At 70.0% G+C, this 16,421-nt stretch carries 15 protein-coding genes; all 15 read right to left on the reverse strand.

The window, feature by feature from the left end; translation table 11 throughout:
• Window positions 1–3: 3 nt before the first annotated feature.
• A complete protein-coding gene (locus BN3788_RS00770; protein WP_066581851.1) occupies window positions 4–492 on the reverse strand; it encodes a CoA-binding protein in 489 nt (162 codons plus the stop codon).
• Window positions 489–1,871, reverse strand: coding sequence for an O-acetylhomoserine aminocarboxypropyltransferase/cysteine synthase family protein (locus tag BN3788_RS00775; RefSeq protein ID WP_066581854.1), 1,383 nt, complete (start codon window positions 1,869–1,871; stop codon window positions 489–491). Before BN3788_RS00775 ends, BN3788_RS00770 begins: the two co-directional genes overlap by 4 nt.
• A gap of 22 nt (window positions 1,872–1,893) precedes the next feature.
• Window positions 1,894–3,978, reverse strand: coding sequence for an acetate--CoA ligase (gene acs / locus BN3788_RS00780; RefSeq protein ID WP_234346409.1), 2,085 nt, complete (start codon window positions 3,976–3,978; stop codon window positions 1,894–1,896).
• The gene (locus BN3788_RS00785) at window positions 3,975–4,895 is read right to left on the reverse strand and encodes an ABC transporter permease (RefSeq protein ID WP_082812463.1); all 921 of its coding nucleotides are present in this window, start codon (window positions 4,893–4,895) and stop codon (window positions 3,975–3,977) included. The genes acs and BN3788_RS00785 overlap by 4 nt, the downstream gene beginning before the upstream one ends.
• 99 nt (window positions 4,896–4,994) lie before the next feature.
• A complete protein-coding gene (locus BN3788_RS00790) occupies window positions 4,995–6,047 on the reverse strand; it encodes an aliphatic sulfonate ABC transporter substrate-binding protein (RefSeq protein ID WP_066581857.1) in 1,053 nt (350 codons plus the stop codon).
• Between the two features lie 48 nt (window positions 6,048–6,095).
• Complete coding sequence (locus BN3788_RS00795; protein ID WP_066581862.1) at window positions 6,096–6,923, reverse strand: ABC transporter ATP-binding protein; 828 nt, start codon at window positions 6,921–6,923, stop codon at window positions 6,096–6,098.
• Window positions 6,924–7,347: 424 nt separating this feature from the next.
• A complete protein-coding gene (locus BN3788_RS00800) occupies window positions 7,348–8,376 on the reverse strand; it encodes an LLM class F420-dependent oxidoreductase (RefSeq protein WP_066581863.1) in 1,029 nt (342 codons plus the stop codon).
• A gap of 79 nt (window positions 8,377–8,455) precedes the next feature.
• Window positions 8,456–9,466, reverse strand: a complete 1,011-nt coding sequence (locus BN3788_RS00805; RefSeq protein WP_147525023.1) for a DUF1648 domain-containing protein — start codon at window positions 9,464–9,466, stop codon at window positions 8,456–8,458.
• Complete coding sequence (locus BN3788_RS00810; protein ID WP_066581867.1) at window positions 9,463–9,816, reverse strand: GntR family transcriptional regulator; 354 nt, start codon at window positions 9,814–9,816, stop codon at window positions 9,463–9,465. The genes BN3788_RS00805 and BN3788_RS00810 overlap by 4 nt, the downstream gene beginning before the upstream one ends.
• A 58-nt stretch (window positions 9,817–9,874) precedes the next feature.
• Window positions 9,875–10,453 (reverse strand): serine O-acetyltransferase EpsC, encoded by a 579-nt coding sequence (gene epsC, locus BN3788_RS00815; RefSeq protein ID WP_066582189.1) that lies wholly within the window; start codon window positions 10,451–10,453, stop codon window positions 9,875–9,877.
• Window positions 10,454–10,466: 13 nt separating this feature from the next.
• The gene (gene cysK / locus BN3788_RS00820) at window positions 10,467–11,402 is read right to left on the reverse strand and encodes a cysteine synthase A (protein ID WP_066581869.1); all 936 of its coding nucleotides are present in this window, start codon (window positions 11,400–11,402) and stop codon (window positions 10,467–10,469) included.
• Window positions 11,403–11,755: 353 nt separating this feature from the next.
• Window positions 11,756–11,929 (reverse strand): hypothetical protein, encoded by a 174-nt coding sequence (locus BN3788_RS18865; protein WP_234346410.1) that lies wholly within the window; start codon window positions 11,927–11,929, stop codon window positions 11,756–11,758.
• A gap of 286 nt (window positions 11,930–12,215) precedes the next feature.
• Entirely contained in the window at window positions 12,216–12,635 is a 420-nt protein-coding gene (locus tag BN3788_RS00830; RefSeq protein WP_147525024.1) for a hypothetical protein, read from the reverse strand.
• A gap of 286 nt (window positions 12,636–12,921) precedes the next feature.
• A complete protein-coding gene (locus BN3788_RS00835) occupies window positions 12,922–13,554 on the reverse strand; it encodes an SGNH/GDSL hydrolase family protein (protein WP_066581874.1) in 633 nt (210 codons plus the stop codon).
• Between the two features lie 1,525 nt (window positions 13,555–15,079).
• Window positions 15,080–15,844, reverse strand: a complete 765-nt coding sequence (locus BN3788_RS18430; protein WP_082812464.1) for an RHS repeat-associated core domain-containing protein — start codon at window positions 15,842–15,844, stop codon at window positions 15,080–15,082.
• Window positions 15,845–16,421 lie beyond the last annotated feature (577 nt).

The following is a 16,421-nucleotide window of genomic DNA, read 5'->3' on the forward strand; positions in this document are numbered from 1 at the left end:
GGCTCAGCCGAGCGAGCGCCGTGAGCTGATCACACCGGTGTCGAATCCGGCCAGGTGCAGCCCGCCGTGGAACCGCGCGTGCTCGATCTTCAGGCAGCGGTCCATCACGACCCGCAGCCCGGCCTCCTCGCCGTCGCGGGCGACCTCCTCATGCCAGGACCCGAGCTGCAGCCACAGCGCCTTGGCGCCCACCGCGACAGTCTCCTCGAGGACCGTGGGCAGGTCGTCGTGGCGGCGGAACACGTCCACCAGGTCCGGGACGACGGGCAGTGCCGCGAGCGACGGGTACACCGGCCGGCCGAGGATCTCGGTGGCGCGGGGGTTGACGAAGTACACCTCGTACGGCGAGCTCGAGAGCAGGTACGTCGCCACGAAGTAGCTCGCGCGGGACGGGTTGTTCGAGGCTCCGACGATGGCCACCGAGCGCGTCGCGCGCAGCAGCGAGAGCCGCTCGGGGGCGCTGGGGCCGGTCCAGGTGCGGGCGGCGGTCATCGGGCCACCTCCACGACATCCCCGGATGCGGACTCGGGCGTGGACTCAGACGCGGACACGGGCGCGGGCTCGGCGACCGGCTCGATCGCGGCCGCCAGGGCCTGGTCCAGGTCCCAGAGGATGTCCTCGACGTCCTCCAGTCCCACGCTGATCCGCACCAGGTCCTCGGGGACGCCCGCGGTGAGCAGCTGCTCGGGGCTGAGCTGCTGGTGGGTGGTGGACGCCGGGTGGATCACCAACGTGCGAGAGTCGCCCACGTTCGCGAGGTGGCTGGCGAGCTGCAGCGACTCGATGAACCTGCGGCCCACGTCGCGCCCGGTGCGATCGGACGTGGCCGCCAGACGGAACGCGAACACCGCGCCCGGCCCAGCGGGCAGGTACCGCAGGGCCCGCTCATAGTGCGGGTGGCTGGGCAGCCCGGCCCATGCGACGGAGGCGACACGGTCGTCTGCCTCGAGCCACTCGGCCACAGCGCGCGCGTTCGCCAGGTGGGCGTCGAGCCGCTGGGGGAGGGTCTCCACGCCCTGCAGCAGCTGGAACGCCGACTGCGCCGACAGCGCCGGGCCGATGTCGCGGAGCTGCTCGCTGCGCAGCTTGGTGAGGAACCCGTACTCGCCGAAGTTCTCCCACCAGCTCACCCCGCCGTAGGACGGGACGGGCTCGGTCATCTGCGGGAACTTGCCGTTGCCCCAGTTGAACCGGCCCGACTCGACGACGACGCCGCCCAGCGTGGTGCCGTGGCCGCCCAGGAACTTGGTGGCGGAGTGGATGACGATGTCCGCGCCGTGCTCGATGGGCCGGATGAGGTACGGCGTCGACAGCGTGGCGTCCACCACCAGCGGGACGCCCGCGGCGTGGGCCACCTCGGCGAGGCCCTCGAGGTCGGCGACCTCCCCGGACGGGTTCGCGACGACCTCGGTGTAGACGACCTTGGTCTCCGGCCGGATGGCCGCGGCGTAGTCCGCCGGGTCGGTGCCCGCGACGAAGGTGGTCTCCACGCCGAACCGGCGCAGGGTCACGTCGAGCTGGGTGACAGTGCCGCCGTAGAGCTGCGCGGACGCGACCACGTGGTCGCCGGCGCCCACGAGCGCGGCGAACGTGATGAACTCCGCCGCCATGCCCGAGGCAGTGGCCACCGCGCCGATGCCGCCCTCGAGCGACGCGATCCGCTCCTCCAGGGCCGCGACCGTGGGGTTGCCGATGCGGGAGTAGATGTTCCCGTACTTCTGCAGCGCGAACAGGTTCGCGGCGTCGTCCGTGTCCTGGAAGACGAATGAGGTCGTCTGGTAGATGGGGACGGCGCGTGCGCCGGTGGCGGCGTCGGGGATCCCCCCTGCGTGCAGGGCCCGCGTGCGGAATCCCCAGCGTCGGTCGGTCATTGACTTGCCTCCTTGGTCGATCTCACTCAAGTGTGGTGGGCCGGCTCGCGAGCAGCTCGGCGATGTCGTCCACGGCCCAGGGGTTCTGCAGCGACGTCACGTCGCCGAGCGGGTCCTCGTCGAGGAGCTGGGCCAGCAGGCGGCGCATGATCTTGCCCGATCGGGTCTTGGGCAGGTCGGGGACGAGCAGCACGTCGCGGGGCTTGGTCACCGGCCCGATGGCCCGCCCGACGTGGGCGCGCAGGTCCTCGCGCAGCGCGGCCGTGGCGGCGTGCCAGGCGGCCGTGTCCAGCGTGCCGTCCGCATGGCGCGCGGGAGCCTGCGTCGGGATGACGAAGGCCGCGACGGCCTGGCCGGTCACCGCGTCCCGCACCCCGGCCACCCCGGCCTCGCCCACCGACGCGTGCGCCACCAGCGCCGACTCGATCTCGATGGTGGACAGCCGGTGGCCGGAGACGTTGACCACGTCGTCGATGCGGCCGAGCAGCCAGATGTCGCCATCCGCGTCCCACGACGCGCCGTCACCCGCCAGGAAGTACCCCTGGCCGTCGACGCCCCGGCCTGCGAAACGGCGCCAGTACGCGTCGAGGTAGCGCTGCTCGTCGCCCCAGACCGTGCGGGCCATGCCGGGCCATGGGCGGTCCACGACCAGGTAGCCGCCCGAGCCGAACGGCACCGGCTCGCCCCGGTCGTCCACCACCTTCGCGGAGATCCCCGGCAGCGGGCGCGTCGCCGAGCCCGGCTTGAGGGTCGTCGAGCCGGGCAGCGGCGCGATCATCGCCGCGCCCGTCTCGGACTGCCACCAGGTGTCGACGATCGGCGCGCGGCCACCGCCGACCTGCTCGTGGAACCACACCCACGCCTCGGGGTTGATGGCCTCGCCGACGGTGCCGAGCAGACGGATGCTCGACAGGTCGTACGTGCCCGGCAGGCCGTCCGGGAACCACGTCATCAGCGTGCGCAGCAGCGTGGGGGCCGTGTAGTACGTCGTGACGCCGTAGCGCTCGATGACCTCGAGGTGACGCTCGCGGTGCGGGGTGTCGGGCGTGCCCTCGTAGATGACCTGCGTGAGCCCGTTGGCCAGCGGGCCGTAGATCTCGTAGGTGTGCGCGGTGACCCAGGCCAGGTCGGCGGTGCACCAGTGCACGTCGTCGGGCTTGGCGTCGAAGTGGGCCCAGTGCGCCCAGGCGGCGTGCGTGAGGTAGCCGCCGGTGGTGTGCACCAGGCCCTTCGGCTTCCCGGTGGTGCCCGAGGTGTAGATGATGAACAGCGGGGTCTCGGAGTCGAAGGACTCGGCCTCGTGCACGTCGGGCACGTCGGCGATGGCGTCGTGCCACCATACGTCCCGGCCCGGCGTCCACGCGACGTCCTGGCCGGTGCGCCGCACCACGAGCACGTGCTCGACGTGGTCGATGCCCTCGACCGCGGCATCGGCGGCGGACTTCACCTCGACGGCCTGGCCGCGCCGGAACTGCCCGTCGCTGGTGACCAGCACCTTGGCGCCGGTGTCCTGCACCCGGAACCGCACGGCCTCCGCGGAGAACCCGCCGAAGACCAGTGAGTGCACCGCGCCTATCCGGGCGATGGCCAGGGTGACGACCACCGTCTCGGCGATCACCGGAAGGTAGACGACTACCCGGTCGCCCTTGCCGACGCCGAGCGCGGTGAGCGCGTGCGCGGCCTGCGCGACCTCGCGCTGGAGCTGGGCGTAGGTGATGGAGCGGCGGTCGCCGCGCTCGCCCTCGACGTGCAGCGCGACCTTGTCGCCGCGCCCCGCGTCGACGTGTCGGTCCACGCAGTTCACGGCCGCGTTGAGCCGCCCGCCCACGAACCACTGCGCCTGCGGCACGGTCAGCTCGTCGAGCTCGCCGCCGGGGACGGGAACCGCGGGGGACCAGGTGTGCGCGGTGTGCCAGGGGGTGTCCCACTGGAGCCGGCGTGCGGCGTCCTCCCAGAAGGCGATCGGGTCGGCGGCGGCCGCCGCCAGGAGCCGGGCGTGCTCGGCCGGGCCGATGTTGGCCTGCGCGGCGAACTCGGCGGGCGCCGGGAACGTGCGGTCCTCGATCTGCAGCGCGGAGATCGTCGGGTTGCCCACGTCGGTGCTCACGCCCACCTCCGCAGCAGCGACTTCTCGGCGACACCGATCAGCGAGTCGGTGAGCTTGCCGATGACGGCAAGCAGCACGATCGCGAGGATCGTCCGGTCGACGCGGCCGTTCTGGCTGGAGTCGAGCAGCAGGAACCCGAGGCCCATCGAGGAGTTCAGCAGCTCCGCGGCCACCAGGAACAGCCACGACTGCGCGAGGGCGAGGCGCAGCCCGGAGATGACGGTGGGCACCACGGCGGGGAGCTGGACGCGGGCGAGCAGGCGCGCGCCGGTGAGCCCGTACGCGCGGCCGGCTTCGACGAGGTGCGGGTCCACATGCCGCAGCGCGCCCGCGACGGTGGTGTAGACGGGGAAGAACGAGCCGATCGCGATGAGGATGAGCTTGGAGTCCTCGTTGATGCCGACCCACAGCAGCAGCAGCGGCACCCAGGCGAGCGACGGGATCGCGCGCACCGCGCCAAGCGTCGGGGCCAGCAGCACGTCGCTGACCCGGGACAGCCCGACCAGCGCGCCCACCGCGAGCCCGAGGAGCGAGCCGACGATGAAGCCGATGAGCACGCGCTGCGTCGAGATCGCCACGTACTGGCCGAGCAGCCCGCGCTCGGCCAGGTCGATCGCGGCGAGCCAGACCGACTCAGGCGACGGGAGCAGGTGCGCGGCCACCCGGCCGCTGGTGGTGGTCCACTGCCACAGCGCCAGCAGGAGCAGGGGGAGCACCAGGCCCGCCCCGGCCCGCACCGCACGGCGGCTGGTGAGGACACGGCGCCGCCCGCCCGACGGCGCGTCATCCGACCGGCGCGGGCCGGAGGGCTCACGGCCCGCGGTGTCGAACGGGTTGAACGCGCGCACGGCGGGCAGCGTCCGGCCGGTGTCGTCCGTGACCGGGCCGACGCCGGGGATCCCGACGGGGACGGACATGAGTGCTCCTGAGGTGTGCGTGGTGCGGTTCCGCCGCGGGGGAGGCGACGGTGGCGCCCCTGGCCCGGCCGCGCGGGCCGGGCCAGGGGCTGTGGTGCGTCAGCCCGTGACGTTCGCGGGGTCGGCCTTCTTCACGTACGTGTCGTCGAGCAGCTTCGCCAGGGCGTCATCGATGAGCTGCTGGCTGGCGACGTCGCCGGACTCGACGAAGATCGGGCCGACGATCTCGAGCACCTTGCGCTGCGCCTCGCCGGGGGCCGGGTCGACCGCGAGGTTGGTGCGCTCGGTGATGACCGTCTTCGCGACGGCCGGGTCGATGCCCGCGACCTCGGCGAGGATCGCGACGACCTCATCGGGGTTCTCCTGGGCCCAGGCGCGCGCCTTCTCATAGGCGTCCACCACGAGCTGGGCCAGGTCGGGGCTCTTCTCCAGGAAGGTCTCCGTGGCGTTGAGGAACCCGTAGGTGTTGAAGTCGATGTTCCGGTAGACGAGCTTCGAGCCGGCGGTGGCCTCGCTGGCCGCCATCAGCGGGTCGAGCCCCGACCACGCGGCGACGGCGCCGGACTCGAGCGCGGCCTTGCCGTCGGCGTGCTGCAGGTTCTGCACCTCGACCTCGTCGAGGCCGACGCCGGCCTCCTCGAGCGCCTGCAGCAGGAAGAAGTACGGGTCGGTGCCCTTGGTGGCGGCCACGGACTTGCCCTTGAGATCGGCCACCGACGTGATGTCCGAGCCCTGCGGGACGACGATCGCGGCCCACTCCGGCTGGGAGTAGATGTCGATGGCGACGATCGGCGAGCCGTTCGAGCGGGCGAGCAGCGCGGCCGATCCGGCCGTGGAGCCCACGTCGATGGCGCCCGCGCGGAGCGCCTCGTTGGCCTTGTTCGAGCCTGCCGACTGCACCCAGTTGACCGTGACGTCGTCGCCGAGCGTGGCCTCGAGCCAGCCCTGGTCCTTGATGACCAGGCTCAGCGGGTTGTACGTCGCGAAGTCGAGCGTGAGCGTGTCGGCGCTCCAGCCCTCGGCGGCGACCTCGGTGGCGTCGGGCTCGGGGGCCTTGTCGGTGACGCCACCCTCTCCGCTCACGCACCCGCTGAGCAGCAGGGCGGCGGCGAGCGTCGTCGCTGTCAGCGACAGGGCGGTACGGATCTGCATGGTCTCTCCCGGGCTGCCTCTTCTACACCTCTGACGCTGCCGACGACCTTACGGCTGATCAGGGTCCGGCTGGGGCCGGTGGTGGGTGTCGACGCCGAGTCCCTCGAGCAGGCTCGCGCGCAGCGCGGCGAGGGCCGCGTCGGCGCGGTCGCGGGGGCGTGCGCCCGGGACGTCGATGACGGACTGGATCGAGCTGTCCGCGGCGTGCTCGGCGGCGAGGGTGGTCAGCAGGATCACGCGGTCGGCGAGGTAGAGCGCCTCCTCCACGTCATGCGTCACCAGCAGCACGGTGGTGGGCTCGGCGGCGTGCACGTCGAGCAGCAGGTCCTGCATCTTCAGGCGGGTCAGCGCGTCGAGGGCGCCGAAGGGCTCGTCGAGCAGCAGCACGCCGGGGTTGCGGGCAAGGGCCCGGGCCAGCGACGCGCGCTGCGCCATCCCGCCGGACACCTGGCGCGGTCGCAGCCCGGCCGACGCGGTCAGGCCGACCAGCTCGAGCAGCTCGGCCACGCGCTGGCGGCCCTCTGGCTTCGGCGTCCCGCGGGGGAGCCCGAGCGCGACGTTCTGGCTGAGGGTCTGCCAAGGGAGCAGCCGCGGCTCCTGGAAGGCGACGGCGGTGCGCCGGTCGATGCCGGTGACCGGGGCGCCGTCGATGAGGATCTGGCCGGCGTCGGGCGTGTCCAGGCCGGACACCTGGCGCAGGAGCGTCGACTTGCCGCAGCCCGAGGGCCCGAGGATCGCGACGATCTCCCCGGCGCGCAGCCGCAGGTCGACGCCGGAGAGGACGGTGCGGGGGCCCGTCGGTGTGGTGAAGGTGCGGCGCACCCCGCTCAGGGCGACGTCGAGCGCCGAGCGCGTGCTGGTGGTCGTGATGGCCATGGCCGTCCTGGGGGGTCAGGCGGGCACTGTCGGCTCAGGCGGGTTCACCGGGGCCGGGTGCCGCGCACAGCTGCGGGCGAGGTCGTGCACCGGCCCACGCGAGCCCGGCGGGGGACCGGGGTCGTGGTGCGCGTCGAGGCGTCAGACGCGGGGGCGGTGCGGCTGCGGACAACAACAGCAGCGGCGGGGCCGACAGCGGCTCTGGCGGTGGCGGGAGACGGGCATCGGGTGCGACATCGGCCGGCCTGCCTCTCCGCTCGTGAGGTGCGTCCATACTCTGAGACGCGGTGTTCACCTGGTGGGAACGGGATGAGAGTAGCGGTCAGAGGGTGGTGAGGCAACGAGTCGTCTCGACAGTCGGGCGCCCGGGCATGGCTCCGCCGCGGGCGCACCGCACAGCAGGCGCCCGCGGCGGCCGAGGGACTCAGGCGAGCAGGTCGGCGATCGCCGGCAGCATCCTCGGGTCGGTCTGCACGAGCATCGTCGTGATCGCGGTGTCCTTCCATGCGGGCAGCTGCGCGCGGATCGCCTCCGGCGGCCCCACGAGCGCGATGTCCTGCACCAGCTCGAGCGGCACCGCCGCCGCGGCCTCCGCGCGCCGGCCCTCCAGGTAGTGCGCCTGGATCTCGTCGCAGGCCTCGCCGTACCCGAGGCGGTCCAGCACGTCGCGGTGGAAGTTGGCGCCCTTCGCCCCCATGCCGCCCGCGTACAGCGCGATGAACGGCCGCACGGTGTCGGCCGCCTTCTCCACGTTCTCGCCGAGCACCACGGGGACGGTGGCCGTCACCTCGAAGGCCTCGACGGCGCTGGCCCCGGCGGGTCGTTTGGCGAAGCCGTCCGCGAGCAGCTCGCGGTACGTGGCGTCCATCCGCGGGGAGTAGAACATCGGCAGCCAGCCGTCACAGATCTCCGCGGCGAGGGCGATGTTCTTGGGGCCCTCCGCGGCCAGCAGGATCGGCAGGTCGGCGCGCAATGGGTGCACCGTGGAGCGCAGCGCCTTGCCCAGCCCGGCGCCGCCCACATAGGGGAGCTGGTAGAAGTCGCCGTCATGCGTGACGGGCGCCTCGCGGGCCAGGACGTCGCGCACGATGGCGACGTACTCGCGCGTGCGGGCCAGTGGGCGCGGATACGGCTGGCCGTACCAGCCCTCCACCACCTGCGGGCCGGACGCCCCGAGGCCGAGGGCGAACCGCCCGCCGGAGAGGTGGTCGAGCGTGAGGGCGGCCATCGCGGCGGCGGTCGGGGTGCGGGCGGAGAGCTGCGCGATCGCCGTGCCCAGACGGATCTGCGACGTGTGCGAACCCCACCAGGCGAGCGGCGTGAACGCGTCCGAGCCGTAGGCCTCAGCCGTCCACACCGAGTCCAGCCCGAGCCGGTCAGCGGCGATCACCGCCTCCTGCGCGCCGGGCGGGGGGCCCGCGGACCAGTAGCCGGTGTGATAGCCGAGTCGCATCGCCAAGCCTCATCTCGTCGTCGAGAGACCCCATCCTGCACGGTGGGCGGCCGTCTGTCCGCTAGACGGCCAGCCGATGTCAGCGCGTGCGCGCGGTGAGGGTGTTCAGCAGGGCGGCGCCCGTGGCAGCGTCGTCGACGGTGACCACGTAGACCCGCCCGCCGGTGCGCGTCACCTGCAGCGCCGCGCCCTGGCGCACCACGATGCCGACCCGGCCGCTCGCGCCGACCCGGTAGCCCCAGCCGCCGAACTCCCGCAGCAGTGACACTGACACCTCCTCGGCGTGCAGCACCTCGTCCGCCGGGACGGTCAGCCGGGGGAAGCCCAGCAGTGAGCGCACCCGCAGCCCGCGGCTGTCCACCGTCACGGTGAACTGCACATGCGCCAGCAGGACGATCAGCACCACGGCGAGCGGCGCCAACGCCACAGGGCTGTCTGCGACCCTCGCGGTGATCACCGCCACGACTACCAGCGTCCCCGCGACGGCGATCATCGAGCGGCCGGTGACCCGTTGGACCCACGTCGCGCGCTCCTGGGGCGCCAGCGGCACCCGTGCGGCTGTCGAGGGCACCGGGTCCGTGGTGGGCTGGGGCCGGTCGCCTGGGATGAGCAGGGCGGCCAGTGCGCCGCCGACTGCGCCGACGACGAGGCAGAGCAGCACGACCCCGTTGATGTCGCCCGTCTGGGCGGCGTCGGCGAGCCCGCGTTGCGCGTCGAGCGTCCCCAACACCGAGATCGCGAGGAAGAGGGCGCCGCCGACGGCGGTGCCGACCCCTGTGCGGCGTGCCGCGGCCGCGCGGCCGAGCACGGCGGCGATGAACCATCCGAGCACCGCCAGGGACGCGCCGATCCCCACGCCCGTCCAGACGAAGGATGCCAGCGAGCTGAAGCCATCGGGCCCGTCGCTCCCGAAGTGGGAGGCCACCGGATCGGGCAGCTCGGTCGCCCAGGACATCGCGACGATGGCGGTGGCCGCGAGCACGAGCGCGGGGACCAGTAGCGCGACGGCAGAGGTCAGGGCCTTGTGCGGCACGGGAGGCCGCGCGCCCGCCTCGGCGGTGGGCATGTTGGGGGCGTGGGGGGCGCTCATCGCAGGGCCTCTCGGAGCAGTGCTGTGGTGGTCTCGGGGGAGAGGCTGAGCTCGCGGGAGATCCTCACGACGGTCTCGATGGCCTCGTGCAGGGGCCGGTAGTCCTGCGCCGGGTGGGCGCTGACGACGGCGCCGCGGCCGCGCCGCAGCTCGATCGCGCCCTCGTCGCGCAGGTCCTGGTAGGCGCGGAGCACCGTGTGCAGGTTGATGTCGAGCGAGGCGGCGAGGTCGCGCGCAGAGGGCAGGCGCATGCCCGGGGTGAGCTCGCCGCGCACGATGCCAGCCCGGACCTGGTCGCCGATCTGGGCGAAGAGAGGTTCCGGGGACGACGGGTCGACGCGGAAGAGCATGAGTGCACTCTAGTTGTTAGCGCACAACTAGAACAAGTGGCGCGCCTAGACGCGCCGCTCAGATGTAGATCGCGGGAGCGTCGACCTCATGCGCGGAGGGCGAGGCCACCGGCCGTGTGCGCACCTGCGCCGGGACGCCGACGGCGACCGCGCCCGGGGGCACGTCGTCGAGCACCACGGCGTTCGCGCCGATCTGCGCGCCGTCGCCGATCCACACCGGCCCCAAGATCTTGGCCCCCGCGCCGACCACCACGCCGTCGCCGAGGGTCGGGTGTCGCTTGCCCTTGCGCATGGCCTTGCCGCCCAGCGTCGCGCCGTGGAACAGCACCACGTCGTCGCCCACCACGGAGGTCTCGCCGATGACCACGCCCATGCCGTGGTCGATGAACAGCCGGTGGCCGATCTGCGCCCCGGGGTGGATCTCGATGCCGGTGGCGGCCCGCGTCGCCTGCGACAGTAGACGCGCGGGCAGCCGCAGGCCAGGCTCGCGCCACATCCTGTGGAACACCCGGTACGCCCACACGGCATGGACGCCGGGGTAGCCGAGCGAGACCTCGAGGTTCGAGCGCGCCGCCGGGTCACGGCGGCGCGCTGCCTCGAGGTCGTCGCGCAGCACGCGCACGAACCTGCTCAGCATGGAGAAGGGCACGTCAGTCCAGCAGGTCCGCGTAGAGGATCGACGTCAGGTAGCGCTCGCCGAAGGACGGGATGATCACCACGATGAGCTTGCCCGCGTTCTCCGGGCGGCCCGCGAGCTGGATCGCGGCGTCGAGCGCGGCGCCGGACGAGATGCCGACGAGCAGCCCCTCCTCCTTCGCGGCGCGGCGCGCGACCTCGACGGCCGTCTCCGCGTTCACGTCGATGATCTCGTCGTAGATCTTCTGGTCCAGCACCTCGGGGATGAAGTTCGCCCCGATGCCCTGGATCTTGTGCGGGCCGGGGGCGCCGCCGTTGAGGATGGCCGACTCGGCCGGCTCCACGCCGACGATCTGCACGCTCGGCTTGCGCTCCTTGAGCACCTGGCCGACACCCGTGATGGTGCCGCCCGTGCCAATGCCGGCGACGACGATGTCGACCTCGCCGTCCGTGTCCGCCCAGATCTCCTCGGCGGTGGTGCGGCGGTGGATCTCCGGGTTGGCCTCGTTCGCGAACTGGCGCGCGAGCACCGAGCCCGGACGCTCCTTCGCGATCTCCTCGGCCTTGTTGACGGCGCCCTTCATGCCCTCCGAGCCGGGGGTCAGCACCAGCTCGGCGCCGAACGCGCGCAGCAGGGCGCGGCGCTCCTTCGACATCGTCTCCGGCATGGTCAGCACCACGTCGTAGCCGCGCGCCGCGCCGACCATCGCCAGCGCGATGCCGGTGTTGCCGCTCGTGGCCTCCACGATGGTGCCGCCCGGGGGCAGCTCGCCCGACGCCTCGGCGGCGTCGACGATCGCGACGCCCAGGCGGTCCTTCACGGAGTTGGCCGGGTTGTAGAACTCGAGCTTCGCGACGACCGTCGCGCCGAGCCCCTCGGTCAGCCGGTTGATGCGCACGAGCGGGGTGTTGCCGATGAGCTTCGTCGCGTCGTCGTAGATGCGGGCCATGTCGTCCTCGTCTGAACGGGACCGCCGGGGCGGCCAGGGGAGCGCCGGACGCGATCGCGCGCGGCGATGGTGCGAGGTGGGGCGAGCGCTGGCGCGGGGACAGATGCCCGGCGTCGGGCCTCCGCCGTCAGAGGCGGAGCGGCCAGCGCTCTATCGACAGCAGTGCGTGGGACAGCACCGCGTGTGAGAACACTGCGTCGCGTCGCTGACGGCCGGACAGGAGGAGGTGGCGTGCGTGCGCGTGCGCATCGTGCTCACCCTCTTCCAGGTTGGCGGTCGCAGATGCCTATGACGCTATCCCGTCGCGTTGACGTGCGCAAAGGTCGTCCACCCAGAGCGGAACGGCGCCCTGGTCAGCGCACGCCCACCGCGTCGAGCCAGGCCTGCGCGAGCAGCCCGTCTGCTGGCGCGAGCGTCACTCCGTGCTCGGCAGCGAGGTGTCGCACCACCGCGATGCGCGGGTCCAGGTCGGGGCTCCAGGCATGCTGCTCGGGCCTGACCGGCGTGAGGAAGGGTTCGACGAGCACGATCCGCGCGCCGCCCGACCGCCAGTTCCCTGAGCGAGAGCACGCTGCGAAGTCCACCCTCGATCTTGGCCCCACCTCTTGAATCGCCGTACCCCAATGACGAGGGGGACGATTTCCTCCACCGTCCTGCCCTACGGAACATCGCCGACGTGTAGGCGTTTACCCCTCTCGGAATTTCCTCGTAATCCATCAGACTTTCCTCCGCGTCCACGAATGGCGTTGACCTCGGTGTCGAGTGACCTTCGCATGGTCGCTCCCATAGGCGTGGACGCTGATGTGTCCGGTCCTATGAAGGGAGCGCCACAAACTCGATCTCCGAGCATTCGAGCCAGATCGCAAGGAACCCAAAGTCGATCTCGATCAGCGGGACCTCGGCGTCCAGGTCCCGGATCCAGACGTTCATGAGGAGTCGGAATTCTTCCAATGTGGGGTCGGCCTCCGCTTGCATTTCAAGTATGCGCGACACTGAGAACACTAAAGCAAAGCGCTCGGGGCAGGCTGCCTGTGTGAACTCAAGCCTGAGTTTGGCGTTGGTGAATGTGAACTGCGTGAGGTCCGCGTCGTTGTGCAGATCAATGCGACCGAGCGGAGTGTCGATTTCTATCGTGTGCTCGTGGTCAATGGGTGAGAGATTTACATATCTCATCGTGGCTCCCTTCTTCGAACGCGCGCATCGATGGTCGCGCGCTGAGGGGCTGGCCAGCATCTTCGAAGCCTTCGCCCGGATGCTCCCACGGCGGCGTGGTCGCCCTGGAATCGCATTGTCAAAACGTACAGGCGTACCGGCCTCGTCGGTGAGGGTTTCGAGGTCGGGACGGTGGTATGGCCCGGTGCGGCCCCATGAGCGTCCAGGCGTCAAGTCGCAGGCAGCAGCGCAAAAGCTGGACTGACGCCGCGATCACCTGGCCGATAATCATGCTGTCCTGCGCTGCGGCGTCCTGTGCGCTCATCGATAGCGGGTTGTTCACCAGCCGAGCGGAACGGCGCCCTGGTCAGCGAACGCCCACCGCGTCGAGCCACGCCTGCGCGAGCAGCCCGTGCCCGGCCGCCGTCGGGTGCACGCCGTCGAAGCACCACTGCTCGGGCGAGGTGCGCACCGCGGCCGCCGCGAACAGCCCGTCCGCCGGCACGAGCGTCGCCCGGTACTCGGCCGCCATGCGTCGCACCACCGCGATGCGCGGGTCCAGATCGGAGCGCCAGGCGTGCTGCTCGGGCTTCACCGGCGTGAGGAACGGCTCGATGAGCACGATCCGCGCGCCCAGGGCCTCCCGCGTCGAGTCGAGGATCGACCGGAGCGCGTCCTCGTACTCGTCGGTAGATGTGGGCGCGCCGCCGCCCTCGAATCGCCGCCAGGTGTCGTTGATGCCGATGAGGATCGACACGACAGTGGGCTCCAGATCGAGCCCGTCCCGCTGCCACCTGTCGCGCAGCATCGTGGAGGTGTCTCCGCCGACGCCCCGGTTGAGGAACGTGAGCCCCAGATCCGGGCGACGGGCCCCGGCGAGCGACGCCACCACCATCGCGTACCCCGTGCCCAGGCTCGACGCGTCGGAGCGGTCACGGCCCCAGTCGGTGATCGAGTCGCCGGTCAGCAGCACGCGGTCGCCCGAGTTCAGAAATGTCATGACAGCAACTTCATCACGGAGGGCAGCTCGCGGACTAGTGCCCAGTACTCGGGTCGATGTCCGGCGGCATGAGTCTGACCCGCGGGCGATGGCCTTGTCGACATGCCCTGGGTAAGGGACCCTCTCGAAACAGCGCGCATGCTCCAGGCTGCCTCGACGCACGTGCTTGTTTCGAGCGCGACGTGATATCGAGAATCGAGCGCTGTTCAGCGAATCGCCGAAGACTGCCTCCATTGGTTCCACGGCCGGGCGGAGGCTAACCGAGGCTTCGAGCAACGCGGAGCATCCACTCCAACTCCATCGTGGCAAATGGGAGAAGATGCTGCCCCGACCAATGGTGTCTCCATTCTCGAATGCTGGTGATTGCGTCGATAGTGCCAATCATGTCATTTAGTAGGCCCTGTAGCTCAGGTGCCATTGGGGCCCGTTGGCCCACCAGCCGCCATCCGATGTCACCCACTGTCGCAGGTGCCAGGGCGCTGAGCACCAGTGAGGCCGCTGCAAGTGCTCTTTCGCAATCTTCGTCCTGGATCCATGAGGGTTCGTCCGAGTCGGAGCTGTGGTGGGAGACCTTGGTGATGTCCGATGCCCAGGCGTCGTTGACCCACTTCTTCGACTCGAACGTCGAGCGCCGCTGCAGCGAGCCTAGGCCCCACGACATCTGTTGGGTCTGCACTATGACGATGTGACGCGAGCCGGGTATCCGAGGGATGCTGGTTCCACCGGGCGAGACGATCACGTCGGCTGGGTCGCACGTCCGATCAAAAAGCCTGCGATCTCGCCTGGGCTTCGTGCACCCACCGCTGGGCGAAGGAGAGAGTGAATCGAGGAGTCTCCCACTGGTCCGGCTCCTCGATCGATGTCAAGACGATTCCGCGCCCCTCTATCTCGGGGACCACCTCCCAAACAACTGGAGAAATTGAGGATCTATAAAAGTCGAAAGTTCCATCCTCTCGTCGGGTCAGATCGTGTCGGGACTATTTAATTCTTGGCCTCCTGAACGAAAATGTTCAGGAGGGTCTTTCTGGCCTGGGATCGGAACGAAGGAGAATCATCAGCGCGTCCTTGTGACTCGGATGGTATGCACCATCGCTCCCTGCCCGGGTAGTCCGGCATCGATTTGCAGCCGGTCGGAGTTTGGCGATGCTTCGGTCGCGGTCAAAGTGCTCGTGACATGCTCAATCGGACGTTCTTGATAGCGCGATTACCTCGTCGACGACCTCGCCGCTCTCGAGCGCGGTATCAATCTCATCGAACGAGAGAGGGCCGTGGATTACCCAATTTGACAGATCTGTTCCCCGCACCGCGTATTGACCTTCACGAAGGGAGAGCGAGTGCAGGCTTGGGTCAGCATCTGAGAGGGTATGAAAATGGACGGCGATAGGCTCAGAAGTAGATTCCTCGCTCGCGGAGATGAGCATCCAACCGGAGTCCCAAGCGACTACCACGGTGACTGGGGCGCCATCGAGCACTTCCCTGCTGGTCGTGACAGTGTCTTCTCCACGAGGGCGCCGGCGTCTCGTTCTCATATTCTGTTTCCCTTGATGTTGTTGCATCGCGCGCACTTGGCCTGTCTATTCCAAGGGGAATTATTGCCGTCTTTCGAGCGCGGAACTATGTGGTCAAGCTCGACCTGTTGCATATCTTTGCGACCGCCCCTCGGGACGCTACGGGCTTGTGTCATCACTTTACCGCAGGTTGGACACGCCTTGCCCACCGCCGCCGATCGTGCGAGCCTGTCGGAGGATCTCGTGAAACCTGCGCCACTTTTGAACCGTTTGATGGTCGCCGTCCGCAGGACGCGAGTGGTTGCCGCTTGGTTCCGGGCTAGTTGACCGCCTCGAGCCACGCGCCCGGCAATCTTGGCACCCACTGCGACTACAGCTCCGGCGCCGACAAGAGCCAAGGCGACGGTGGCCGCCATCATCAGTGCCTTCTTCTTGTCACCTACTGCTGCGTATGCGACGGCGGACACCCCCGCTGCCGCGGCCCCGATGGGTCCGGGGATCATTGAGGCGACTTCGCCCACGACGGCGAGCGTCTTGAGTGCGCCCTTCCAAGAGAACGTCCCGGCGAGGTCGGTGCAGTTGACGGGGTCGGCGTTGCAGTAGTCGTAGGCGGAGGCCGAGCCGCCCGCGACGGGGTCGACGGAGAGGAACCGGCCGAGGGGTGCGGAGTAGAGGCGTACGCCCATGAGGATCACGCCACCGAGGGCCTCGGCTGAGCGTTGTGCTGCTCCGAGCCATCCATACCGTGCGGGCGGCCCGGTGGTGGACCCTGCTCCGGACATCTGTTGCGGTACGCCGAATTCGTCGAACGATGTGAAGGACAGCTCCTGCCATGTCGCATTGGTGGCCCCGTCTGCGATCGGAAGGGTGGCTGTGACGTCCCCGTGAAGATCGACGAGATTGAGCGTGCGGCCACCTGTGAGGGTGGTTGTGATTGCGAGGTCGCCTTCGACGCCGGCAACGTATCGGGTGACATCGGACGGGAGGGTGGAGTCTTCCTGAATCGTTGCCCGTCGACCATTCTTTTCCGAAAGGAGACCACAGTTCGCGGACCGATAGGTCGTCGAAGTACACCGGTTTGCTTGCTGACGAGAATCCGTTGTACATTCGCACAAAGGCCTCTGTCGCTCCGGACGGGATCGTCACGTCGACGCTAATCTGCTGCCACGCGTTGGTCAGAGTCGGGCGTTGGGTAATTGCCCCCGTGCTTATCGGTTCGCTGTAGGCGCCCGAGCCGATTCGGGTGAACACTGCGAGGCTCAGGCCCCGAGGGTTCTCCGGCTGCAGCCCAGTCGCTGCCGGGACATATATCCAGGCGGATATGCGATAGGCCCTCCCAGGGAGCATTCCGAGTCGGAG

This window comes from Cellulomonas timonensis, from assembly GCF_900046455.1.
In the GTDB taxonomy this organism is placed as follows: domain Bacteria; phylum Actinomycetota; class Actinomycetes; order Actinomycetales; family Cellulomonadaceae; genus Cellulomonas_A; species Cellulomonas_A timonensis.

Excerpts from the sequence above, each read along its gene's own strand:
- BN3788_RS00770 (WP_066581851.1), bottom strand. The coding sequence starts at position 492 with ATGACCGCCGCCCGCACCTGGACCGGCCCCAGCGCCCCCGAGCGGCTC.
- BN3788_RS00775 (WP_066581854.1), bottom strand. The coding sequence starts at position 1,871 with ATGACCGACCGACGCTGGGGATTCCGCACGCGGGCCCTGCACGCAGGG.
- BN3788_RS00785 (WP_082812463.1), bottom strand. The coding sequence starts at position 4,895 with ATGTCCGTCCCCGTCGGGATCCCCGGCGTCGGCCCGGTCACGGACGAC.
- BN3788_RS00790 (WP_066581857.1), bottom strand. The coding sequence starts at position 6,047 with ATGCAGATCCGTACCGCCCTGTCGCTGACAGCGACGACGCTCGCCGCC.
- BN3788_RS00795 (WP_066581862.1), bottom strand. The coding sequence starts at position 6,923 with ATGGCCATCACGACCACCAGCACGCGCTCGGCGCTCGACGTCGCCCTG.
- BN3788_RS00800 (WP_066581863.1), bottom strand. The coding sequence starts at position 8,376 with ATGCGACTCGGCTATCACACCGGCTACTGGTCCGCGGGCCCCCCGCCC.
- BN3788_RS00805 (WP_147525023.1), bottom strand. The coding sequence starts at position 9,466 with ATGAGCGCCCCCCACGCCCCCAACATGCCCACCGCCGAGGCGGGCGCG.
- BN3788_RS00810 (WP_066581867.1), bottom strand. The coding sequence starts at position 9,816 with ATGCTCTTCCGCGTCGACCCGTCGTCCCCGGAACCTCTCTTCGCCCAG.
- epsC (WP_066582189.1), bottom strand. The coding sequence starts at position 10,453 with ATGCTGAGCAGGTTCGTGCGCGTGCTGCGCGACGACCTCGAGGCAGCG.
- cysK (WP_066581869.1), bottom strand. The coding sequence starts at position 11,402 with ATGGCCCGCATCTACGACGACGCGACGAAGCTCATCGGCAACACCCCG.
- BN3788_RS00830 (WP_147525024.1), bottom strand. The coding sequence starts at position 12,635 with ATGCTGGCCAGCCCCTCAGCGCGCGACCATCGATGCGCGCGTTCGAAG.
- BN3788_RS00835 (WP_066581874.1), bottom strand. The coding sequence starts at position 13,554 with ATGACATTTCTGAACTCGGGCGACCGCGTGCTGCTGACCGGCGACTCG.
- BN3788_RS18430 (WP_082812464.1), bottom strand. The coding sequence starts at position 15,844 with ATGTCCGGAGCAGGGTCCACCACCGGGCCGCCCGCACGGTATGGATGG.